The sequence below is a fragment of the Amycolatopsis sp. NPDC005961 genome (assembly GCF_040629235.1).
GTDB lineage: Bacteria > Actinomycetota > Actinomycetes > Mycobacteriales > Pseudonocardiaceae > Amycolatopsis > Amycolatopsis camponoti.
In genome coordinates, this window is record NZ_JBEXVF010000023.1 from 52045 (window position 1) to 75082 (window position 23038).

Genomic DNA, 23038 nt, shown 5'->3' on the forward strand with positions numbered 1-23038 from the left:
TGATCTTGGGCGTGGAGGAGAAGCCCCTGGTCCGCGTGGTCGCCCCGGCCGTCGCGCTCGCCTTGGCCGCGGGAGTGGGGCTGGCCTTCGGCGTCGCGGCCCTGAAGCGCCCACCGGACCTGCCGGTGGACACGAACCCGGCACCGCTGGCCGGCCACACGCTGTGCGCGGCGGTCATCGTGGTCTTCCCCGCCGACGCCGAAATGCGGGCGGCGGTGCCGTCCGTCCGCGCCGACCCGAAGGCGCGGCGGGTGTTCGTCGACCCGCCGTCCCTCTCCCTGCTCGCCGTCCCCGGCACCGACCTGAAGACCTGGGCGCAGGAGCTGCACGCCCGCTTCCGCGAGGCCGAGCGGGTGACGGTCATCGACTCCGACACGACGGCGGCGCAGCTGAAACTCACCGCGCCGCCGCCGAAGTGCCCTCGTGAGGGCGAGTACTAGCGCGCCGGGACCGAGGCGACGCCCGGGGCGAGGAACGGCTTGCCGTTCACGCGCTCGGACACGCCGGAGCGGTCCAGGTACGGCGTGATGCCGCCGTTCCAGAACGGCCAGCCGGCCCCGAGGATCAGGCACAGGTCGATGTCCTGCGCCTCGGCGACCACGCCCTCGTCGAGCATGATCCGGATCTCCTCGGCGATGGCGGACAGCGCCCGGTCGCGCACCTGCTCCGAAGTGGACGGAGAGTCTCCCTGCGTCCACAGCTCGACGACCTCGGGGTCGGGCGACTGGTTGCCCTTGTCGTCCCAGACCCAGACGCCCTTCTTGCCCGCCTTGACGAACTTGGCGAGGTTGTCGGACACGGTGAAGCGGTCCGGGAACGCCTCGTGCAGCGTCTCGCCGACGTGCAGCGCGATGGCCGGGCCGACGAGCTGCATCAGCGTCAGCGGCGACATCGGCAGGCCGAGCGGCTCGAGCGCGCCGTCGGCGACCTCGAACGGCGTGCCCTCGTCGACGGCCACCAGCACCTCGCCCAGGAAGCGCAGCAGGAGCCGGTTGACGACGAACGCCGACGCGTCCTTCACCAGCACGCTGGACTTCTTGAGCTGCTTGCCGACCGAGAACGCCGTCGCGAGCGAGGCGTCGTCGGTCCGCTCGCCGCGGACGATCTCCAGCAGCGGCAGCACGGCCACCGGGTTGAAGAAGTGGAAGCCGACCACGCGCTCGGGGTGCTGCAGCTTCGACGCCATCGCGGTGATCGACAGCGACGAGGTGTTCGTCGCCAGGATCGCCTCGGGGGAGACGTGCTGCTCCAGCTCGGCGAACACCTGCTGCTTGACGCCCAGCTCCTCGAAGACGGCTTCGATGACGAAGTCGGCGTCGGAGAACGCGGCCTTGTCGAGCGAGCCGGAGACCAGCGCCTTGAGCCGGTTGGCGCCGTCGGGGGAGACGCGCTTCTTGGCCAGGAGCTTGTCGATCTCGGCGTGGACGTACCCGACGCCCTTGTCGACGCGCTCCTGGTCGACGTCGGTCAGCACGACCGGCACCTTCAGGCGGCGCACGAACAGCAGGGCGAGCTGGCTGGCCATCAGGCCGGCGCCGACGATGCCGACCTTGTTCACCTTGCGCGCCAGGTTCTTGTCCGGCGCGCCGGCCGGGCGCTTGGCGCGCTTGTTGACCAGGTTGAACGAGTACAGCCCGGCGCGCAGGACGTCGGACATGAGCAGCTCGGCCAGGCCGTCGGTCTCGGCCGCGTACCCGCGGTCCAGATCGTTCTCGCGGGCCAGCTCCAGCAGCTCGACGGCCTTGGTGGCGCCCGGCGAGGCGCCGTGCGTGCGTCCGTCCACAAGGGACTTGGCGCGGGCGATCGCGGCGTCCCACTCGGAGCCGCGGTTGATCTCCCGGCGCTCCGGGGTGATCTCGCCGTTCACCACCTTCGCCAGCCACAGCAGCGACTGCTCGAGGTAGTCGGCGGACCCGAAGACCGCGTCGACGATGCCGAGCTCCGCCGTCTGCTTGACGTTGAGCATCTTGTTCTGCGCCAGGGCGTTCTCGATGATCACCGTGACGGCGGCGTCCGGCCCGATGAGGTTCGGCAGCAGCTGCGTGCCGCCCCAGCCCGGGAACAGGCCGAGGAAGACCTCGGGGAACGCGATCGCGGCGGTGTTCTCCGAGAGCGTCCGGTAGTGGCAGGACAGCGCCAGCTCCAGGCCGCCGCCCATGACCGCGCCGTTGATGAACCCGAAGGTCGGGATCTTCGTCTCGGTGAGGCGGCGGAAGACGTCGTGGCCGGTCTGGGCGATCTCGCGCGCCAGCTCCGGGTCGCTGACGGACTCGACGCCGGAGAGGTCCGCGCCGACGGCGAAGATGAACGGCTTGCCCGTGACGGCGATCGCGGCCGGCTCGGCCTCGAAGGCCTTGTCCAGCGCGGCGTTCAGGGAGACGAGCCCCTGCGGGCCGAAGGTGTTCGGCCGGGTGTGGTCGTGGCCGTTGTCGAGCGTGATCAGGGCGACCGGCTTCTCGAGCCCCGGCACCTTGACCAGCCGCGTCACGGCGTTGGTGACGACCTCGTCCGGGAACGCGGCCTTCGCTTCTTCAGCGGTGAAAGTCATTACTTCGCCCCCTCGAACGCCGGGTTCTCCCAGATCACGGTGCCACCCATGCCGATGCCGATGCACATCGTCGTCATGCCGTACCGGACGTCGGGCCGCTCGGCGAACTGGCGCGCCAGCTGCGTCATGAGCCGGACACCGGACGACGCCAGCGGGTGGCCGCACGCGATCGCGCCGCCCCACTGGTTGACGCGCGGGTCTTCGTCGTCGATGCCGAAGTGGTCGAGGAAGGCCAGCACCTGCACGGCGAAGGCCTCGTTGATCTCGAACAGGCCGATGTCGTCGATGGACAGGCCAGTGCGCTTGAACAGCTTCTCGGTGGCCGGCACCGGGCCGATGCCCATGACCTCCGGCTCGACACCGGCGAAGGAGTAGCCGACCAGCCGCATCGCGACCGGCAGGCCCAGCTCGCGGGCGGTCTCCTCGTCGGCCAGCAGCGACGCGGTCGCGCCGTCGTTGAGGCCGGCCGCGTTGCCCGCGGTGATCCGGCCGTGCGGGCGGAACGGCGTCTTCAGCCCGGCGAGCGTTTCCAGCGTGGTGCCCGGACGCGGCGGCTCGTCCTCGGTGGCCAGGCCCCAGCCCAGCTCCTTCGAGCGGGTGGCGACGGGAACCAGCTCGGGGCCGATCTTGCCGGTCTTGACGGCCTCGGCGTAGCGCTCCTGGCTGCGCGCGGCGTAGGCGTCGGTGCGCTGCTTGGTGATCGCCGGGAACCGGTCGTGCAGGTTCTCGGCGGTCTGGCCCATGACGAGCGCGGTCGGGTCGACGAGCTTGTCGGCGATGATCCGCGGGTTCGGGTCGACGCCTTCACCCATCGGGTGGCGGCCCATGTGCTCGACGCCGCCGGCGATGGCGATGTCGTAGGCGCCGAAGCCGATGCCGGACGCGGCGGTCGTGACGGCGGTCATCGCGCCGGCGCACATGCGGTCGATGGCGAAGCCGGGAACCGACTTCGGCAGGCCGGCGAGCAGCGCGGCGGTGCGGCCGATGGTCAGGCCCTGGTCGCCGATCTGCGTGGTGGCCGCGATGGCCACCTCGTCGACGCGCTCGGGCGGCAGTTCGGGGTGCCGCCGCAGCAGCTCACGGATGGCGTTGACAACGAGGTCGTCGGCGCGGGTCCCGGCGTAGATGCCCTTGTCGCCGGCCTTGCCGAAGGGGGTCCGTACCCCCTCGACGAAGGCGACGGTGCGCACGCCCCGCGCGGTCGGCGCGAGCGGCGTTGCTGGTGCGGCCACGAATGCTCCATGGAGGTAGACGGTGATAGCCGCACGATAGCCCTTGTTACCCGTCGGTAACCAGTGCTGTGGCCCGGTCGAGTGGGCTACGGCACACTCTTGGGCGTCAACGTCTGCCCCTTCACGAGCCAGGCGACGCCGAACGCCCACACCGCGGCGCTCTCCAGCCACAGCGCGGGGTGCCATTCCGGGACGAGACGCAGCCAGCTCGTCAGCGCGATGAGCACCAGCGCGGCGAGGATCACCACGCCGCACACGCGGTAGACGACCCCGGTGCCAGGCGGCTGTTCGCCGTCGTGCGGGAACAGGCGCAGGCAGAAGTACGCCAGCATCAGGAAGAACACCGCCGCGAACACGAGGTGCAGCACGCCGGAAGTGCGGTCCCACGACGAGACGTCCCGGTCCGGGGTCGTCGGGAACAGCGCCAGCCCGATCGCGCCGAGGCCCGCCACCGTGCTCGCGACGTTGTCGATGAAGTCGTGGCCGTAGTACGCGAGCAGGAACACACCCACGGCGCACATCGCGCCGACGAAGACGTTCCCGAGGTCGCTGTAGTAGTAGCCGCTGAGCGACCCGATGAGATCGCCGCCCTGGACGACCTGCTTGCCCACGATCAGGACGATCGGCAGCGCCAGGCCGATGAGCCCGATCGCGCGCCGCAGGTAGAGGTAGGAGTGGACGAGGGGGGTCTGGGTAGTGGTGGTCATGGCCGCCTCCGGGGTCTCACCGAGGTCATCGGCGGTTTCCCGCCCCGGAACGAGCGTCGTTATCCGACGGCGGCCCAGATCCTCAGCTGATCGTTACGGAGTTCGGCGAACGCGCCGGTCGCGGGGTCGTGCGCGGTCGGGCGGAAGCCTTCGGCGAACCCGATCCGCGCGCCGGCGGCCGGGTCCCAGACCTCGAAGCCGGCTTCGGCGGCGACGTGGAGCAGGCCGCGGTGGCCCCACATCGGTCCCGTCGGACCCGCGAACATCCCGGTCCGGCGGCCGGTTCCCGCGTCGTACAGCTCGACGCCGTCGAGCATCTCGTCCGAGGAGACCCCCATGCGCTGGACGGCGACCGTGGTGTCGTCGAGCCACGCGATCGGCTGATCCCAGTCGTCGCGGCCGGGGGTGATGGTCCGCCCCCGCTCGGCCGCGTGGATGTCGCCGCCCAGCCACGCTTCGACGTCGACGACCGTCGGCATGCCGACCGGGTGCCAAGCCCAGCCGTCCACGACCAGCGACCGTTCGGACGGGCTCACGTGGAGCGCGCCCTGGAAGTAGTCGAGGTAGTGCTCAGGAGCCTTTTCGCCGCGGTCCGGCGCCGCGGTTTCGCGGTCGGTCAGCAGCTCTCCGCCGGGCAGCGCGAACACGTCGAGCCGGTTCCAGTCCGTCCCCGCGACGACCCTGGTCGCGTCGCCTTCGCCGAGGAAGGCCAAGGGGAACCGGGTGAGCTCGTTGTCGTTCCAGTCCCGGTCGAGGTCGAGCACGGTGAGCCACTCGCGCAGGTCGACGACCGTGGCGAACTGGCCGTAGTCCGAGACGACCGCCGCGTACCGGCCGTCCCGCGAAGTGTGCAGGCCGCGGCGGGGGCGGTCCGGGATGTCCCGGATGTCTTCGTAGGTTTCCGCGGGCAGCTCGACCGGCCCGAGGAGCCACTGGTCGTCTTCGTCGATCCGGACGAAGCCTTCTTCGGTGAGGGCGAGCCAGCCGCCGGGCATCGGCGCCAGGCAGCCGTCGTTCACCGGCCGCACCGGGCAGGGGCGCGTCGACCAGCGTCCGCCGAGTTCCCCGTCCCGCAGCAGGGTTTCGGGCTCGCCCTGCCAGCCCGCGGGGAAGCTCTCCTGGTCGGCCCGATCCGCGCAGCTCTCGCAGACTTCGACCAGCGCGGCCGGGGTGCAGAGCCCGCAGATCAGGTCGTACCGCGTGCCCACGCCGGTCAGGTGACGCGTGGACGGCGGAGGTTCTTCGACAGCCAGGTGCGGGCAAAGGCGCAAGGTGCCGATGCGGCCCGGATGGCCGCAAGGCAGGGTGTTCACGCTTTCAGTGTGCGGGCCGCGTGATCGGTCCGCACCCGAATTATCCCAGGTACGCCAGCCAGCCACCCTTCTCCGAGATGTCCTCCGCCTCCTCGGTCGCCGCCGGTTCGCAGAGGAAGCCGGACACGCGCGAGCCGTCGGCCAGCTCCACCTTGCCGATCGCCAGCGGTGCCGGGATCCGCGAGACGAACTCGCCGAACCCCTTCACCGGCAGGTCCCACACCTCCGCCGCGATCGCGACGCCGCCGGACGCGACGCGCACCAGCCCGGGTTTGGGCGGCACCGTGTCCAACGCGAACAGCCGGTAGGACGCCGACGTCGAAACCTCGGAAACGAACCGCCCGCCGCGGGACGTCAGCTCGTGGTTCAGCGGCTGTCCGCGCAGGTGCGCGCCGACCACCGCGATCGGCACCCGCTCGCCGCGCAGCCCGGCGAGCGCGGCCAGCTTCAGGTCGTCGTGCGGGGCGCCGGCCAGCATCACGCCGAACGGGCGCCCGGCCACCGTGCCCGCCGGAACCGCCAGCGCCGAGAGCCCGAACAGGTTGGTGGAGTTGGTGAACCGGCCCAGCCGCGCGTTGACCGCGACCGGATCGGCGGCCACCGCGGCGATCGTGGGGTGCTCGGTCGTCGTCGGTGTCAGGATCGCGTCGACGCCGGCCAGCACTGCGAGGGCTTCGGTGCGCAGCCCGGCGAGCGTCCGCTGGTCGGCGAACAGCCGGTGCGCCGGGATGTCGCGGGCGCCGGTGATGATGCCGTGCACCACCGGGTCGACGGCGTCCGGGTGCGCCTCCAGGAACTCGCCGACGGCGGTGTACCGCTCGGCGACGAACGCGCCGCCGTACAACAGGTTCGCCGCTTCCAGGAAAGCCGATATGTCTACAGTGGTCACGTCGGCGCCCGCCGCGGCGTACTCCGCGACGGTGGCTTCGAACGCCTCCGCCCAGCCCGCTTCCAGCGGTCCCAGCCGGTCCGGGATGCCCAGCCGGAACCGTCCCGTGTGGACCTGCGCGGGTTCGGCCAGGCAGGTCAGGGCGAACGCCGCCTCCTCGACCGTCCGTGCGAACAGCGACACGCAGTCGATGCTCGCGCAGGCGGGCACGATGCCCTCGGTCGGCAGCAGCCCGGGCGTCGGCTTGAGCCCGACGATCCCGTTGAACGCCGCCGGCACCCGCCCCGACCCCGCGGTATCGGTACCGAGCGCCAGATCCACGATCCCGAGCGCGACGGCCACCGCCGAGCCGGAACTCGACCCGCCCGAGACGTACGCCGGGTCGACGGCGTTGCGCACCGCGCCGTACGGGCTGCGCGTCCCGACCAGACCGGTCGCGAACTGGTCGAGGTTGGTCGTGCCGAGCACCAGCGCCCCGGCGGCCCGCAGCCGCGCGACGACCGGCGCGTCGGCCGCCGGCCGGTACGCGTAGGCCGGGCAGCCCGCGGTCGTCGGCAGCCCCGCGACGTCGATGTTGCCCTTGACCGCGACGAGCTTGCCGTACAGCGGCAACCCGCGTTCCTCCAGCGCGGCGGCCTCGGCCAGCACCTCGGCTTCCGGCCGCAGGTCGATCCAGATCTCCGGCCGGTCGACCTGCTCGATGCGCCGGTACGCCGCGCGAACTCGTTCCACGAGACTCATCCCAGCACCACCAGCGGCGTGCCGGGGGCGACCTGGTCGCCGGGGGACACGAGCACTTCGACCACCTCACCGCCGGCCGGCGCGGGGATCCGCGCCTCCGTCTTCATCGCTTCCAGCGTCACCAGCGACTGCGCGTCCTCGACGCGCTCGCCCGCCGCGACGTCCACCCGCCACACCGTCGCCGCGAACGGCGCCTCGACGACGTGCCCGCCCGGCGGTGCCTCGACGCGCTTCGGCGGCAGCGTCACCGGTTCCGGCTTCGGGTCGAACTCGCCCGCCGCGGCCCACGCCCGCCGTTCCGCCTCGAACGCCGCCGCCTGCGTCGCCCGGAACCCGGCGATGCCGTCCGCGTTGTCGGCCAGGAACTTCTGGTACTCGGCCAGCTTGAAGGTGCCGTCGGTGGTGTCGAGCTCCAGCTGCCCGGACGAGCTCTGCGCCCGCAGCTCCAGGAGCTCGTCCGCGGACACGGGGTACCAGGAGATGCGGTCGAAGAACCGCAGGTTCCACGGCCGCTCGCCGCCGTGCCAGCTGTTCCAGACCTGCACGGTCCGGCCGACGAACTGGTAGCCGCCCGGCCCTTCCATGCCGTAGATGCACAGGTAGGCGCCGCCGATGCCGACGGAGTTCTCCGCGGTCCACGTCCGCGCCGGGTTGTACTTCGTCGTCACCAGGCGGTGGCGCGGGTCCAGCGGTGTCGCGACCGGCGCGCCCAGGTAGACGTCGCCGAGGCCGAGCACCAGGTACTCCGCGTCGAAGACCGTCCGGTAGACCTCGTCCACATCGGACAGTCCGTTCACCCGCCGGATGAACTCGATGTTCCACGGGCACCAGGGCGCGTCGTCGCGCACGCCGGTCATGTACCGCTCGATCGCCTCGCGCGTCGCCGGGTCGTCCCACGACAGCGGCAGGCGCACGCGGCGGCTCGGCACCTCCAGCTCGGCGGTCGGCGGCAGGTCCCGTTCCAGCTCCCGCACCAGCCCGAGCGCCTTTTCGACCGGCAGGGCGTCCGGGTCGACGTGCACCTGCAGCGACCGGATGCCCGGCGTCAGGTCGACGATCCCGGGCACGCCCTCGGCGGCGAGCCGTTCCCCGAGCGCGTGCACCCGCATCCGCAGCGCCAGGTCGAGCGTCATCTCGCCGTACTCGACGAGCAGGTTGTCGTCTCCGCTGCGCCGGTAGGTGACCGACGGCTCGTCGTCCGAAGAGGACAGTCGCCCGAGGACCCCGCCGTCCTGGCGGGCCTGCCGGGTCGGCGTCACCGCGGTGGCCGGCCGCTGCCGCAGCACCGCCGCGTGGTCGGCGTCGATCGGCACGAACCGCACGGTGTCGCCCGGGCGCAGCTGCCCGAGCTTCCAGCGCTCGCCGGTGGCGACCGTCGCCGGGCAGACGAAGCCGCCGAGGCTGGGCCCGTCCGGGCCGAGCAGGATCGGCAGGTCGCCGGTGTAGTCGACGGCGCCGATCGCGTACGGCGTGTCATGGATGTTCGACGGGTGCAGGCCCGCTTCGCCACCGTCGGCGCGCGCCCACTCCGGCCGCGGCCCGACGAGCCGGACGCCGGTGCGGGCGGAATTGAAGTGCACCTGCCACTCCGTGGCGTAGAACGTGTCGACGTCGCCGGGGGTGAAGAACTCCGGCGCCGCGTGCGGTCCTTCGAGTGCCCCGATCGTCCAGTGTGCGGTGAACTCCGGGCGGTCGGCGACCGGGCCCACGACGGGGTCCGCGGGAGCCGGGCCGCAGTGCAGGACGTCGCCCGCGGCCAGGGCACGACCACCGTGCCCGCCGAACCGGCCCAGGGTGAACGTCGCCGCGCTGCCGAGGAACGCCGGGACGTCGACGCCGCCGCGGACGAGCACGTAGCTGCGCAGCCCGGCGGTGCACGCCCGGACGTCGAGCGTGGCCCCGGCGGGCACCTCGACCGGTGTCCACAAGGGAACTTCGACCCCGTCGGCCAGGGCGGTGGTGGGTGCGCCGGTGACGCACACCTCGGTGGGGTGGGAGAACCGCAGGGTCACGCCGTCCACAGTGCACTCCAGGCCGGGCGCGCCTTCCGGGTTGCCGAGCGCGAGGTTGCCCAGCCGGAGCGAACGGTCGTCCATCGGCCCGCTCGGCGGGACCCCGACGTGCCAGAAGCCGGTGCGGCCCGGCCAGTCCTGCACGGTCGTCATCGTCCCGCCGCGCACGACGTCGATGCGGGGTTCGCCGTCCTCGATGCCGTCCAAGGTGGACGTGTCGTGGGCGGCCGCGCCGAACGCCGCGTCGGCGGCCGCCGCCCGCAGCTGCCCGAGGTTGGTGCGCACGCCGTCGACCCGGGTCACGGCGAGCGCTTCCCGCAGGTGCGCGAGTGCGTCGTCGCGGTCGGTGCCGGTGCAGATCACCTTGGCCAGCAACGGGTCGTAGTGGGTGGTGACGGTCGTGCCCGGCTCGACCCAGGTGTCGACGCGGACGTCTTCGGGCAGCGTGACCCGCGTGACGAGTCCCGCGCTCGGCCGGTGCCCGGCGCTCGGGTCTTCGGCGTACACCCGTGCTTCGACGGCGTGCCCGCGCGCGATCGGCACCGCGCGGAACATCGCGCGGTCGCCTTGGGCGAGCCGCAGCATCCAGGCGACCAGGTCGACGCCGTATACCGCCTCGGTGACCGGGTGCTCGACCTGCAGGCGCGTGTTCACTTCGAGGAAGGCTGCCTCTTCGCGTTCGGGGTCGTAGACGTACTCGACCGTGCCCGCCGAGCGGTACCGCACCGACGAGCACAGTGCGACGGCCGAGTCGACGAGCTGCTTCCGGACGGCGGTCGGCAGGTCCGGCGCCGGGCACTCCTCGACGACCTTCTGGTTGCGCCGCTGCAGGGAGCAGTCGCGGGTGCCCAGCGCCAGGACTTCGCCGAAGCCGTCGCCGAAGACCTGGACCTCGACGTGCCGGGCGCGGCGCACCAGCCGTTCCAGGAACACGCCGGAGTTCGCGAAGCTCTTGGCCGCGATGCTCCGCACGGAGTCCCATGCCTCCCGCAGCTCCCCGGGCGTGGCGCACGCGCGCATCCCGATCCCGCCGCCGCCCCCGGTCGCCTTGAGCATCACCGGGTAGCCGATCTCCGCGGCGCGGGCCACCGCTTCGTCCGCATCGGACAGCAGACCGGTGCCGGCGAGCAGCGGGACGCCCGCGGCGATCGCCGCCTCCCGGGCGGTGTGCTTGCTGCCGAACACCTCCAGGTGCCCGGGCGACGGCCCGGCGAACGCGAGCCCGGCGTCCTCGCAGGCCCGTGCGAACGCGGCGTCCTCGGACAGGAACCCGTAGCCGGGGTGGACGGCGTCGCAGCTGGTTTCGAGCGCGGCCTCGACGATCGCGCCGGCCCGCAGGTAGCTTTCCGCGGCGGGCGCCGGCCCGAGCCGCACCGCCCGGTCGGCGAGCCGCACGTGCGGGGCGAGGCGGTCGGCGTCGGAGTACACCGCGACGGTCTCGAGGCCGAGCTCCCGGGCGGTGCGCAGGATCCGGACCGCGATCTCGCCGCGGTTGGCGACGAGCAGCCTCACTCGCCGCCTCCGGAGGACGTCACGACCAGGCGCACCGGCGTCGGGTCGAACCCGTTGCAGGGGTTGTTGATCTGCGGGCAGTTCGACACGAGCACGAGGACGTCGGTCTCCGCGCGCAGCCGGACTTCGAGGCCGGGCGCGGAGATCCCGTCGACGATGCCGAGGGTGCCGTCCTCTTCGACCGGCACGTTCATGTACCAGTTGACGTTGCTGACCAGGTCGCGCTTGCCGAGTCCCCACTTCGCGCCTTCGCTGAGGAAGTTCTCGACGCAGGCGTGCTGGAAGCGGGTGTGCTGGCCGTAGCGGAGGCTGTTGGACTCCTTGCTGCACGCGCCGCCGAGCGTGTCGTGACGCCCGCACGTGTCGGCGACGACGGTCAGCAGCGGGGCGCCTTCCTGGGTGCGCAGGACGCTGCCCGTGGTGAGGAAGATGTTGCGCTGGGCGGCGATCGTCGCCGCCGCGCTGTAGCGCTTCGCCGTGTCGTTCGCGTCGTAGCAGAGGAAGTCGACGGCCTGGTTGCCGCCGAGGTCGATGATCGCCAGCTCGCTGCCGCGCTTCAGCACGGTCGAGAACGGGGCGCGCGCGGCGACGTCGAAGGTCAGCTCCAGCGTGGAGCGGTAGGCCGTGCTCATGCGATCCCCCGGGCGGTCAGGTAGTCGGCGGTGTTCTCGAAGGCCCGCCGCGCCTCCGGCGAGTGCGTCCACTCCGGACTGTCCGGAGTGGACGGCCGGTCGCGCCAGGCGAGCACTTCGAGGTTCGTCACGGTGTAGTCCGGCCGCGGGTCGACCGGGTGTGCCACGTTCGCGATGAGCACGACCGACGGGATTTCGATCCGCAGCTCGACGGATTTCCCCGCGCCCGCGGACCCGGTGAAGTCCAGGTCGCCTTCCGGCCGGACGCGCACCCCCTGGAAGAACGACAGGCTCGGCGGCAGGTCCCGCGGCCCGAGGCCGTTCTTGGCCGCGCCCAAGGTGAACAGCGGCAACCCGGCGGGGGAGGGGCCCTGCGGGGCGCCGTCGCCGTAGCGCTCGGTGTTGCCATCCACAGTGGACGTTCCGCACAGTGCGTCGTGCCGCTCGCTGGAGTCCGCGACGATCGTCGCGAGCACCCGGCCCTGGTCCGAGAGCAGGGCGACCTTCGGGCCGAGGTAGGCGTTCCACTGCACCTTCACCGTGTCCGCGACGTTCAGCCGCTCCCACGGCGCGTCGGCGTTGAACAGCAGCAGGTGCGCGCACGCGTCGCCGTCGACGTCGGTCAGCCGCAGCCGGGTGCCCCGCGCCAGCACCTTGTGCGTGTACCCGCCACCGGCCACCGTTTCGGCCCAGGTCAGCGCCTCGGGCGCGACCTCGGGGGGCGGTGCCGGCCACGTGCTCGCCGGGATCGACGGCATCGTTTCGACCACGGTGCCGGCCTGGGCGCGGGCGTGGTCGCGGGCGCCGTAGGGGGTGGCGGTGGTGCTCATGGACGTCCTCTCTCAGAGCGCGGGTTCGAGGGCGGGGGCGGGACGCAGCCGCAGCCAGCAGAGCCGGCCGATCACCAGTGCGCCGCCGACGAACTCTATCGGGAACAAGAGCATCCAGGGGGCGCCCGAACCGGTCACGTCGTAGATCTCCGGGCGCGGCCAGGCGATGTTCACGATCATGGCGATGCCGTAGAGAACGGCCGCTCCGTTCACCGGGACGCCCCAGCGGCCGAGGGAGAACAGCCCGGGCTCGGCGGGGAATCGCCCGCGCAGCCGCTTCACCAGCAGGGGCCCGGTGACCAGCAGGTACGCCAGGTAGACGACCACCACCGACGTCCCGGTGATCGTGCTGAACAGCGTCGGGTTGCCGAGGTTGAGCAACAGCAACCCGATCGCGAGCGCACCGGACACGAGGGCCGGCGCGACCGGCGTCCCCGTGCGCGAACTCACCGACGAAAGTCGGGCGGAGGCGGGGAGCGCGCCGTCGCGGGCCATCGCGTAGATCAGCCGGACGGTGCCCGTTTGGATGGTCAGGGTGCAGACGACGACGGCGATCGCGACGTCGGCGAGGAAGATCCGGCCGAGGGTGTCGCCGAAGACGGCGGTGATCACGTACGGCAGGCCGTGGCCGGCGAGCTGCCCGTCGGTGAGGCTCGGCGCGGCCATCAGCGCGGTGAGCACCACGGCCAGCCCGCCGATCCCGGACACGAGCACCGCTCGCAGCACCGCGCGCGGAGCGGCCCTTCGCGCGTTCTTCGTCTCTTCGGCGACCGACGCGGCGGTGTCGAAGCCATAGAGGACGTAAGCCGCCATGAGCGCCGAAGCGAGCACTCCGCCGATTCCGGCGCTCGTGCCCGGAGCGTCGTGCAGCACGACCTGCGGCCCGCGGACCGCGAACAGGGCCAGGCCGGTGATGAGGACGACGACGCCGAGCAGCTCGGCCGCGACCCCGACGTCGTTGATCCGCGCGATCAGCCGCACGCCGCCGGCGTTGACCGTGGTGGTGAAGAGGAGCAGGAGGGTGCCGAGCAGGACGGCGTTGGCCGCGCCCGACGGCGACGTCACCGCGGGGTCGCCGCCGACGAGCTGGAAACCGTCCCACACCGACGGGAGCACGATCTGCAGCGCGATCGCCGCGGCCGCGAGCGCGACGACGCAGCCGAGCAGCATCATCCAGCCGGCGAGCCAGCCGAGGAAGCCGCGGGCGAGCTGTTTCGCCCACTGGTACACGGATCCGGCGAGCGGGTAGCGCGCGGCGAGCTCGGCGAAGGTCACGGCCACGAGGACTTGGCCGGCGAGCACCACCGGCCACGTCCAGAAGAAGAGCGGACCGCCGAAGGTGTAGCCGAAGCCGAAGAGCTGGAAGACGGTCGTGAGGATCGAGACGAACGAAAAGCCGGCGGCGAAGGCGGAAAACCCGCCCAAAGACCGGCGAAGCTCTTGACGGTAACCGAAGGCGGCGAGTTCGTCGGCCATGCACGCTCCTGACTTGGTTTCGATCGCATGACAGAAATTAGGGGCCACGGAAGCGTTTTCCGATCTCCGGTGCGTTAGAAGCTTGTTAACGACCGCCTCGACCACGCGTCAACGCCGACATGTGGGTGTAACCACGCCTCGGTGCGGGTGTCCGGGCGGCGAACCTGGCAAGATCACCGCCGTGGTCAAAGGGGTGGGGGTCGGCAGGCCCCGGGCGAGCGGCGCGGCGGCGAACCGGCCGGACGCGCGTCAAGCCGTGCTCGACGCGGCCGGCGAGCTGTTCACCGGAGCCGGCTACGCGGCGACGACGACGCGGGCGATCGCCGAACGCGCGGGCCTGCGCCAGGCGTCGCTCTACTACCACTTCCCGGCCAAGGAGGACATCCTCGCGGCGCTGCTGGCCGAGACGGTCCGGCCGTCGCTCGACGTGGCGGCCCGGCTGGTCGCGGGCTCGGCCCCGGCGGCGGTCCGGCTGTGGGCCCTGGCGTACGCGGACATCGGCCTGCTCGGCGGCGCCCACCACAACCTGGGCGCGCTGTACCTGCTGCCGGAGGTCGCTTCACCGAACCTGGCCCGCTTCCGAGCGGAGCGCGCGGACCTGAAGGCGGCGTACGGGCAGCTGGTGGCGGCGTGCGGCGTCGCGCCTTCGGCCGTGCCGATCCGGACCGACCTGGTGTTCGGGTTGGTGGAGAGCATCGCGGTGATCCGCAGGGACGACCCGGAGCTGGACGTCGAGGCCCACGTCCGCGAAGGCGCGGACGGCGTGGTCCGGCTGGCGGGGCTGCCGGAGCCGACGGAGGAGCTGCGCACCGAGGCGCATGCCCTCTTGGCGACGCTCGCGGGCTAGCGACGCTGGTCTGCCGCAGCCGGTCGTGAGTGAGAAACCCGGTTTCTCACTCACGACGGGTCAGGAAGCCGTCGTCTGCAGGGCCTTGCTCAACGCCGTCGCCGTCAGCTCGATCTGCCACGGCCGCGCTCCGCCCGCTCGCAGCACCTCCGCCACCGTGTCCTCGTCCGTCGAGGCCGGGGGACGCCAGCACGTGCGGCGCACCAGGTCCGGCAGCAGCAGGTTCTCCACCGGCAGCCGCCGGTCCTCCGCGATCGCCGTCAGTGCCGCTCGCACCGCCGACAGCCGGGCCGCCGCGTCCGGGTCCTTGTCCGCCCAGCGGTTCACCGGGGGCGGGCCGTCCGTCGGCTGGGACGGCGACGGCAGCTCGGAGGCCGGGAGCGCACGAGCCGCCTGGAGGTGGCGGAGCCAGTTCGCCGTGTACTTGCGCTGGACGCGGCCGCTGAACACCGGCAGCGCCTGGAGGTCCTCGACCGTCTTCGGGTCGGCCGTCACCGCGTTGATGATCGCGCTGTCCGGCAGGATCCGGCTCGGCGCGCGGTCGCGTTTGCGGGCCAGCTCGTCGCGGGCCTGCCACAGCTCGCGGACCGCCGCCAAGCCGCGCGGGTTGCGGATCTTGTGGACGCCGGACGTCCGGCGCCACGGCTCGGCCCGCGGTGCGGGCGGCGGGGCGGTGCGGACGTTCTCGAACTCCTGCCGCGCCCACTCCAGCTTGCCCTGGGCGCCCAGCTCCGCCTCCAGCTTTTCGCGCAGCTGGATGAGCAGCTCGACGTCGAGGGCCGCGTAGTTGAGCCAGTCGACCGGCAGCGGCCGCTTGGACCAGTCGGCCGCGCTGTGCCCCTTCTCGAGGGTGTAGCCCAGCAGCAGCTCGACCAGCGTCCCCAGCGCGACGCGCTCGTAGCCCGCCAGCCGGCCGGCCAGCTCGGTGTCGAACAGCGCCGCCGGGTGCAGGTCCAGCTCGGCGAGACAGGGGAGGTCCTGGGAGGCGGCGTGCAGCACCCACTCCAGGGAATTCAAGACGTTCTTCAGCGGGGTGAGGTCGTCCAGCTCGGTCGGGTCGATCAGGACCGTGCCGGAACCCTCGCGCCGCAGCTGGACGAGGTAGGCCTTGGGCCAGTACCGGTAGCCGGACGCGCGTTCGGTGTCGACGGCGACGGCACCCGTGCCCGCGGCCAGCCGCGCGCAGGCCTCAGCCAGCGCGGACTGGTCCGTGACCACCGGGGGCGTGCCCTCGGCGGGTTCGCGTAGCAGCACAGGGCCGCCCGTGGACTCGATTTCCATCCCGGAGGCCTCTGCACTTCCCATAACCGACGACCCTACGGGACGGGCGTACCGCGCCTGGTCCGCCCGCCCCGCAGGGAGGTTCGTCTGCGTCAGCGGATGACGCCGGCTCGCATGGCCAGCGCAACCATCTGAGCCCGGTCGCCCGTGCCGAGCTTGCGCCCGATCCGGGACAGGTGGGACTTGACGGTGAGAGCGGAGAGCGAAAGCTCCTCGCCGATCTCCTTGTTGGACTGTCCGTCGGCGACCAGCTGGAGCACCTCCACCTCACGAGCGGACAGCTCGCGCGGGGTGTTGTCGGTGCCCGCGACGCGGGTCCCGGTGGCCAGCACCGGAGCCACGCTCGGGTCGGCGTAGACGCCGCCCTCGAGCACACGCCGCACGCCATCGGTCACGACGACCGGTGACGCGGACTTCAGCAGGTACGCCTGGGCCCCGGCCTGGAAGGCCGAGCGGACCGCGTACGGGTCGTCCGAGGATGCGAGTACGACCACGCGCGGCCAGCCGTGGCTACGGAGTTCCGTAACCAGCTCGATGCCGCTGCCGTCCGGCAGTCCGAGATCGAGGATCGCCAGGTCACAAGGCCCAGTGGCCTGTGCTCGCGCCCTCGCTTCGGCCACCGTGGCGGCTTCGTGAACGGTACCCGCACCCATCTGTGCGAGTCTTGCTGCGATTGCCTCCCTCAACAGCGGGTGGTCATCGACCACCAACACGGAAAAAAGCTCTTCCCGCGGGTGCGGAACCATGCTCGCCGGCAATGCACCGGCTGGCGTGGATCGGACGGCCTGAGAAATGCCGACGGTAGCCACGTCACTACCTCCCTGGAGTCGGTCGTGCCCCCCGACCGGCACCGGGACCTTCGGCCGTTCAGCCGCGCCAGCTTTAGACCGAAAGTGGTGTCGTCGAAGGCACTGTAGCCGCCCTGAGCCCTTCGCGGGGGGATCGAATGGGTATCTATCTCAAACGAACAGTCACTCAGTGGGTTCGGAGTAACACGATCGGGCTAGTACACGGCCGGTTGCTAACGGATAGCCCAGCGAACACGATGCTAAGAAGTTACCGGCGCCCAAATGGCCGTGCAGATGAGGTGTGCAGCTGCCGGTGCGCGTAGTGACGAGGGGCCGGATGGGGCCCCGGAGGGCCGGAATGTGCCTCCGGCCGGGGCATGATCAACTTCGCGGATCGGCTTCCTTGAGGCGCCTGGAAGCCGGGAACGGTGACTGTCCGTGGCTCTCGCCGACCGTCTCCGGGCCGCCGGGCCCAAGTTGATCTTGTTGCGGTGAGTGACCACGCCGCGTCACGAACGGGGGCACCGGCGAAGACGTGAAACGGCCTCAGGAACGTCGGGGCGGTCCGCCGGGTGGCAGCCGCCGTCCGGGCCGTTCCGTCTGCCGGTGGTGCGCCGAGGGGGCCGATCGGGGGTTCCCGTTGGTTTGGACTGCGTTCAGCGGACGTGAAATTTGCTCACATCCATACAAGGGGCCGGGGCGCGGACGGCCGGGAGAGCGCGGCCGTGGCCGATCCGTTGCCGATGATCGCCCGGACGGCCGCGCGGCGGCGCCCCTCACCTAAGGGAGGCAGTGGCCTCCGGTCAGGAGCTCTGGCGCTGCCCGAAGAGCGTCACGCCGACCGGCGGCAGGCCCACGACACTGGCCATGACCTGGCAGAACGCCTGCCCGTGCGGCAACAGCCCGGCGTCCGTCGGCGTCCACGACGCCCGCAGCTCCAGGTCGTCCGTGCGCGCCGGCCCGGAGATGTCGCCGAAGCGGGCCGACGACGTCTCCGTCACCGTGCCGCCCAGCGCCGTCCAGCTCGCGCCCGACACCTCGAGGGCGTCGGTCAGCCACGACCAGCCGACCGCTGGCAGGAACGGGTCGGTCGCCAGCTCGCGGTCCAGCTCCGCACGCACGTACATGACCAGGCGGAGGACGCCGTCCCAGCCCTCTTGGCCCTCGGGGTCGTGCAGCAGGACCAACCGGCCCGAGGCCAGCACGTCCGCCGGCCCGGCGACCTCGCAGCTGACCGCGTACGACCACGGCGCGAGCCGCTGCGGGGCCCGCATCGGCTCCAGCAGCACCTCCCGGCGGGGCCGGACGGACTGCAGCGCCACAACTGCTTCACGGAAGAGTTCGGGCACTGGCGTCATCGCGGTCACGCTTCGACTGTAGGGCGGGCACGCCCCGTTGCGGGCGCAGGCGCGCCGATGGAAGCACCGTCCCCAGCTCGTGGCACGATTGACGGCGATGTCTCCGACCACGCCCCTGCCGCAGCGAGCCGCCCCGTCCGGCCGCCGCGAGCTGCCCGAAGCCCCGTTCCTGGCCGCCGCGCGCGGCGAACGCCCGGCGCGCACGCCCGTCTGGTTCATGCGCCAGGCCGGCCGCTCGCTGCCCGAGTACCGCGCCCTGCGCGAGGGCGTGCCGATGCTCGACGCCTGTTTCGACCCCGAGATGCTCGCCGAGATCACGCTGCAGCCGGTCCGCCGGCACGCGGTCGACGCGGCCATCCTCTTCAGCGACATCGTCGTGCCGCTGAAGGCCGCCGGGGTCGACATCGACATCGTCCCCGGCACCGGCCCGGTGGTCGCGGCGCCGGTGCGCGACCTCGCCGCCGTGAAGGCGCTGCCGGAGCTGGCGCCGGACCAGGTCGCGAAGGTCGCCGACGGCGTCCGGCTGCTGGTCGAGCGGCTCGGCGGGACGCCGCTGATCGGCTTCGCCGGTGCGCCGTTCACGCTGGCCAGCTACCTCATCGAGGGCGGCCCGAGCCGCAACCACGAGCACACCAAGGCCCTGATGCACTCGTCGCCGGAGGTCTGGCACGAGCTGGCCGGCCGCCTGGCCGACATCGCGCTGACGTTCCTGCGCGCGCAGCTCGACGCCGGCGTCGACGCGATCCAGCTGTTCGACTCCTGGGCGGGCGCGCTGTCGGAGCGGGACTACCGCGAGTTCGTGCTGCCCCACTCGGCGAAGGTCCTCGACGGCGTCGCCGCGTACGGCGTGCCGCGGATCCACTTCGGCGTCGGTACCGGCGAGCTCCTCGTCGCCATGCGCGAAGCGGGCGCGGACGTCGTCGGCGTCGACTGGCGGATCCCGCTCGACGAAGCGGTCCGGCGCCTCGGCGGCAGCGCCGTCGTGCAGGGCAACCTCGACCCGGCGCTGCTGCACGCGTCCTGGCCGGTCCTCGAAGCCGAGGTCCGCCGGATCGTCGAAGAAGGACGGGCGGCCGACGGCCACATCTTCAACCTCGGCCACGGCGTGCTGCCGGGCGTCGACCCCGACGTGCTGACCCGCGTGGTCGGGCTGGTGCACGAGCTGTGAAGCGCGTCGCCGTCGTCGGCGGGGGCGTTTCGGGGCTGACCGCGGCGTACCGGCTGCGGCGGCTGCTCGGCGACGGCGCCGAGATCGTCGTGTTCGAGAAGACGAAGACGCCGGGCGGGAAGCTGCGTACGGCCGAGCTGGCCGGCGTCCCCTACGACGTCGGCGCGGAGGCCTTCCTCGTCCGCCGTCCCGAGATGCTCGAGCTGGCCCGCGAGGTCGGCCTCGACGTCGTCCACCCGACGAAGGCACGCGCGAAGATCCACGCGGGCGGCACCGTCACCGGCCTGCCGCCGGGCACCGTCATGGGCGTCCCGGCGTCGGCGGAGTCGGTGGCCGGAGTGCTGTCCGAGGCCGGGCGGCGGGCCGTCGAGGCCGAGCCGTCGCTGCCCGAGCTGCGGCTGCCGAGCGGTGACCTGCCGCTCGGGCCGCTGCTGCGCGAGCGGTTCGGCGACGAGCTGGTCGACCGGCTCGTCGACCCGCTGCTCGGCGGCGTCTACGCGGGCGGCGCGGACGGTCTCGGCCTGCGCGCGACCATGCCCGGCCTGGCCGCGGCGGTGGCCGCGGGAGCCGGTTCGCTGACCGCCGCGGCGAAGGCGCAGCTGCCCGCTTCGCCGAGTACGGCGCCGGTGTTCGGGACGGTTCCCGGCGGCCTGGGCACGCTGGTCGACCGGCTCACCGAGCTGTCCGGCGCCGAGCTGCGGACCGGGCTGCCGGTCTGCGACATCGAGCGGCACGGCACCGGCTGGCGGCTGCGGATCGGCGCGAACCCCACGGCGCACGCGCCGGCGGACAACACGGTCGAGGCCGACGCGGTCGTGCTCGCGGTGCCCGCGCCCTCGGCCCGGCGGCTGCTGGCCGAGCTGGTGCCCGCGGCTTCGGCGGCGTTCGGCGAGGTCGAGCTGGCCTCGATGGCCGTGGTGGCGCTCGCGCTGCCGCCCGGCACGCGCCTGCCCGACGCGTCGGGGATCCTGATCGGCGCAGGCGAAAGCGACTCCTCGGGCAAGCCGTACGCGGCGAAGGCGTTCACGTTCTCTTCGCGCAAGTGGTCGCACTTCGGCACCGGCCCGGTGCTGGTCCGCGGCTCGGTCGGGCGGTTCGGCGACCTGGGCGCGTTGCAGGCCGACGACGTCGAGCTGGTCCGCGTGGTCCGCGACGACCTCGCGCGGCTGACGGGCGTGCGGGCGTCGCCGGTCGAGACGCTGGTGACGCGCTGGGGCGGCGGGCTGCCGCAGTACGGCACGGGCCACCTCGAGCGCGTGGAGCGGATCGAGAAGGCGATCGCGCAGGTGCCGGGGCTCGCGGTGGCGGGGGCGACCCTGCACGGCGTGGGCCTCCCGGCGTGCGTGGCGACGGCCGAGGCGGCGGCGCAGCGGATCGCGGCCCACCTCTCTTCGTGAGTGCTCTCACCTGACCCGTGGCAGCGCCCGCGTCGTCGCGGTGACAGGATGGGAACCATGGCGCGGGTCAACTACAACGAGCTCAACGACACCATCCGCTACACCACCTGGTCGGTCTTCCGGATCGAGCCGGGCCGGCTGGGCGAGGACCGCGGGACGGCCGGTCGCGAGACGACCGAGTACCTCGACGGCCTGGAGGCGAAGGGTGTCGTCGTCCGCGGTGTCTACGACCTCTCCGGCCTGCGCGCCGACGCCGACTACATGATCTGGTGGCACGCCGAGGAGATCGAGCAGGTCCAGGCGGCCTACTCGGGCTTCCGCCGCACCCCGCTCGGCCGCGCGTCGACGCCGGTCTGGAGCCAGACCGCGCTGCACCGGCCCGCGGAGTTCAACAAGAGCCACATCCCGGCGTTCCTCGCCGGCGAAGAGGCCCGCAAGTTCATCTGCGTCTACCCGTTCGTCCGCTCCTACGAGTGGTACCTGCTGCCGGACGCCGACCGCCGCAAGATGCTCGCCGACCACGGCAAGGAAGCCCGCGACTACCCGGACGTGCGTGCCAACACCGTCGCGTCGTTCGCGCTGGGCGACTACGAGTGGATCCTGGCCTTCGAAGCCGACGAGCTGCACCGGATCGTCGACCTGATGCGCCACCTGCGCGGCACCGAGGCGCGGCTGCACGTGCGCGAGGAGATCCCGTTCTACACCGGCACGCGCGTGCCGCCCGCCGAGCTCGTCGCGGCCCTGCCCTAGTGCCCGACGACACTGCAGTGCCCGACGCCACTGTGCCGGAGATCGTGGAGGGCGTCTGGCGCACCCTCACCGGGGAAGCGCCGGGACCGGTCGAGCTGACCGGCGCCGAAGACGTGCTGCCCGGCCCGTACCGGGTGGCGGCCGCCGCTACCGCGTCCGTCGCCGCCGCGACACTGGCGGCCGGAGAAATGCTGAAGCTGCGCGAAATCGAGCCCGGCGTCGTCACGGCGGACACGCGCCACGCGGCGGCGGCGTTCGCGAGCGAAGGGCTTTCGCGCGTCGAGGGGGCATCGCCGGAGCCGGTGTGGGCGCCGTTGTCGGGCAACTACCGCACGGCCGACGGCTGGGTCCGCCTGCACTGCAACTACCCGCGCCACGAGGCGGCGGTGTGCTGGGGCCTCGGCGTCCCGGGCAGCCGCGAGGCGGTGACCAAGGCCGTCGCCGGACGCGGTGCGCGCGAGGTCGAGCACGCCGTCGTGTCGGCCGGGGGAGCGGCGGCCCAGCTGCGCTCGCCCGAGGACTGGGCCGCGCACCCGCAGGGGTCGGCCGTGGCGTCGTTGCCGTTGGTGGACCTGGCGCCGATCGGCGAGGCGCCGAAGCGGACGTTGTTCTATTCGGACCGTCCCCTGGGCGGCATCCGGATCCTGGAGCTGACACACGTGCTCGCGGGCCCGGTGGCCGGCCGGGTGCTGGCGGCGCACGGCGCCGACGTCCTGCACATCGGCGCGGCGCACTTGCCGCGCGTCGAGACGTTGGTGCGGGATACGGGGCAGGGCAAGCGATCGGCGTTCGTGGCCCTGGACACCGAGGGCGGCCGCGCCCGGCTGAAGAAGCTGATCAGCCGCGCGGACGTACTGGTGCAGTCGTTCCGCCCGGGGGCGCTTTCCCGCATCGGCTTCGGACCCTCGGAGCTGGCGGAGTTGCGGCCGGGCTTGGTGATCGCGGACCTGAGCGCGTACGGCTGGGAAGGCCCGTGGGCGCGGCGGCGCGGGTTCGACAGCCTGGTCCAGATGTCGAACGGAATGGCTTTCGGTCCCGACCCTTCGCCGCTCCCGGTCCAGGCGCTGGACCACGGAACGGGCTGGCTCGCGGCGGCGGCGGTGATGACGGCGTTGCGCCGCCAGGTAACCGACGGCGGCACGTGGCGGGTCCGGCTGTCGCTGGCGGGAACGGGCCGATGGCTGGATTCATTGGGGCGCAAGGAACCCGCGGCGGTCGCTGCGGACTTCACCGACTTGCTGGAGGAGACGGACAGCGGCTACGGCCGGCTGACGCGCGTCCGGATGGCCGGCGGATTGCCGGGAGCGGAGCCGCACTGGGACTTCGGGACGCGGCTGCCCGGAGTCGACAAACCGACTTGGACGCCCTGACGCGGCTACCGCCGCCGGAGCCGGGAAACCAAGCCTCGCATGGCTCTCGGTGCCCCAACCCCGCGCCAATATGCGCGGATGTGTCGAGGTTGTCCCACGTGCAGGTGGGACCGGTCGGGTTGGTGCCCGGGGTGAGCTGTGTTGCTTGTCCGAGAGCCTGCGCGATTTGGTCCGGGGTGGACGCGTC

The 23038-nt window shown here is 72.4% G+C and carries 18 protein-coding genes; 6 read left to right on the forward strand and 12 right to left on the reverse strand.

Features of this window, described 5'->3' with window-relative positions:
- Positions 1-11 precede the first annotated feature (11 nt).
- A complete protein-coding gene (locus tag ABZ342_RS21895) occupies positions 12-440 on the forward strand; it encodes a hypothetical protein (RefSeq protein ID WP_230862406.1) in 429 nt (142 codons plus the stop codon).
- Here ABZ342_RS21895 and ABZ342_RS21900 read toward each other — a convergent pair.
- The 9 genes from ABZ342_RS21900 to ABZ342_RS21940 form a co-directional block, all read right to left on the reverse strand.
- Positions 437-2548: a 3-hydroxyacyl-CoA dehydrogenase NAD-binding domain-containing protein gene (locus ABZ342_RS21900; protein ID WP_360475858.1), complete on the reverse strand. Its 2112-nt coding sequence runs from the start codon at positions 2546-2548 to the stop codon at positions 437-439. The genes ABZ342_RS21895 and ABZ342_RS21900 overlap by 4 nt on opposite strands.
- Positions 2548-3738 (reverse strand): thiolase family protein, encoded by a 1191-nt coding sequence (locus tag ABZ342_RS21905; RefSeq protein WP_155544355.1) that lies wholly within the window; start codon positions 3736-3738, stop codon positions 2548-2550. The genes ABZ342_RS21900 and ABZ342_RS21905 overlap by 1 nt, the downstream gene beginning before the upstream one ends.
- A gap of 128 nt (positions 3739-3866) precedes the next feature.
- Positions 3867-4487: a DUF998 domain-containing protein gene (locus ABZ342_RS21910; RefSeq protein ID WP_360475861.1), complete on the reverse strand. Its 621-nt coding sequence runs from the start codon at positions 4485-4487 to the stop codon at positions 3867-3869.
- Between the two features lie 59 nt (positions 4488-4546).
- Positions 4547-5800, reverse strand: a complete 1254-nt coding sequence (locus ABZ342_RS21915) for a hypothetical protein (protein ID WP_360475864.1) — start codon at positions 5798-5800, stop codon at positions 4547-4549.
- Between the two features lie 40 nt (positions 5801-5840).
- Positions 5841-7430: an allophanate hydrolase gene (locus tag ABZ342_RS21920; protein ID WP_360475867.1), complete on the reverse strand. Its 1590-nt coding sequence runs from the start codon at positions 7428-7430 to the stop codon at positions 5841-5843.
- Positions 7427-10954, reverse strand: coding sequence for an urea carboxylase (uca, locus tag ABZ342_RS21925; RefSeq protein ID WP_360475870.1), 3528 nt, complete (start codon positions 10952-10954; stop codon positions 7427-7429). The genes ABZ342_RS21920 and uca overlap by 4 nt, the downstream gene beginning before the upstream one ends.
- Positions 10951-11586 (reverse strand): urea amidolyase associated protein UAAP2, encoded by a 636-nt coding sequence (locus ABZ342_RS21930; RefSeq protein ID WP_360475873.1) that lies wholly within the window; start codon positions 11584-11586, stop codon positions 10951-10953. The genes uca and ABZ342_RS21930 overlap by 4 nt, the downstream gene beginning before the upstream one ends.
- Positions 11583-12416: an urea amidolyase associated protein UAAP1 gene (locus tag ABZ342_RS21935; RefSeq protein WP_360475876.1), complete on the reverse strand. Its 834-nt coding sequence runs from the start codon at positions 12414-12416 to the stop codon at positions 11583-11585. Before ABZ342_RS21935 ends, ABZ342_RS21930 begins: the two co-directional genes overlap by 4 nt.
- A gap of 12 nt (positions 12417-12428) precedes the next feature.
- Complete coding sequence (locus ABZ342_RS21940) at positions 12429-13892, reverse strand: amino acid permease (protein ID WP_360475879.1); 1464 nt, start codon at positions 13890-13892, stop codon at positions 12429-12431.
- Between the two features lie 181 nt (positions 13893-14073).
- Here ABZ342_RS21940 and ABZ342_RS21945 point away from each other — a divergent pair, with 181 nt between their 5' ends.
- Positions 14074-14739 carry a helix-turn-helix domain-containing protein gene (locus ABZ342_RS21945; protein WP_360475881.1) on the forward strand — a complete coding sequence of 222 codons (666 nt, stop codon included), beginning with the start codon at positions 14074-14076 and terminating at the stop codon, positions 14737-14739.
- A 60-nt stretch (positions 14740-14799) separates the two neighbouring features.
- Here the strand turns inward: ABZ342_RS21945 and ABZ342_RS21950 are convergent, their stop codons facing one another.
- The 3 genes from ABZ342_RS21950 to ABZ342_RS21960 all read right to left on the reverse strand — a co-directional run bounded on the left by ABZ342_RS21950 (position 14800) and on the right by ABZ342_RS21960 (position 18175).
- A complete protein-coding gene (locus tag ABZ342_RS21950) occupies positions 14800-16044 on the reverse strand; it encodes a ribonuclease D (protein ID WP_360475884.1) in 1245 nt (414 codons plus the stop codon).
- A 68-nt stretch (positions 16045-16112) separates the two neighbouring features.
- Positions 16113-16829, reverse strand: a complete 717-nt coding sequence (locus ABZ342_RS21955) for a response regulator transcription factor (RefSeq protein ID WP_033261886.1) — start codon at positions 16827-16829, stop codon at positions 16113-16115.
- A gap of 782 nt (positions 16830-17611) precedes the next feature.
- A complete protein-coding gene (locus ABZ342_RS21960; protein ID WP_196425265.1) occupies positions 17612-18175 on the reverse strand; it encodes a DUF3000 domain-containing protein in 564 nt (187 codons plus the stop codon).
- Between the two features lie 88 nt (positions 18176-18263).
- Between ABZ342_RS21960 and hemE the strand changes: the two genes are divergently transcribed.
- From hemE to ABZ342_RS21980, 4 genes are read left to right on the forward strand one after another with little or no spacing between them, the layout of a single operon-like run.
- Entirely contained in the window at positions 18264-19334 is a 1071-nt protein-coding gene (gene hemE / locus ABZ342_RS21965) for a uroporphyrinogen decarboxylase (protein WP_155542313.1), read from the forward strand.
- Positions 19331-20731: a protoporphyrinogen oxidase gene (hemG, locus tag ABZ342_RS21970; protein WP_360475888.1), complete on the forward strand. Its 1401-nt coding sequence runs from the start codon at positions 19331-19333 to the stop codon at positions 20729-20731. Before hemE ends, hemG begins: the two co-directional genes overlap by 4 nt.
- 57 nt (positions 20732-20788) lie before the next feature.
- Positions 20789-21481, forward strand: coding sequence for a hydrogen peroxide-dependent heme synthase (gene hemQ / locus ABZ342_RS21975; RefSeq protein ID WP_155544358.1), 693 nt, complete (start codon positions 20789-20791; stop codon positions 21479-21481).
- 32 nt (positions 21482-21513) lie between these two features.
- On the forward strand, positions 21514-22851 hold the full coding sequence (locus tag ABZ342_RS21980; protein WP_360476026.1) for a CoA transferase: 1338 nt from the start codon (positions 21514-21516) through the stop codon (positions 22849-22851).
- Positions 22852-23038: the final 187 nt, after the last annotated feature.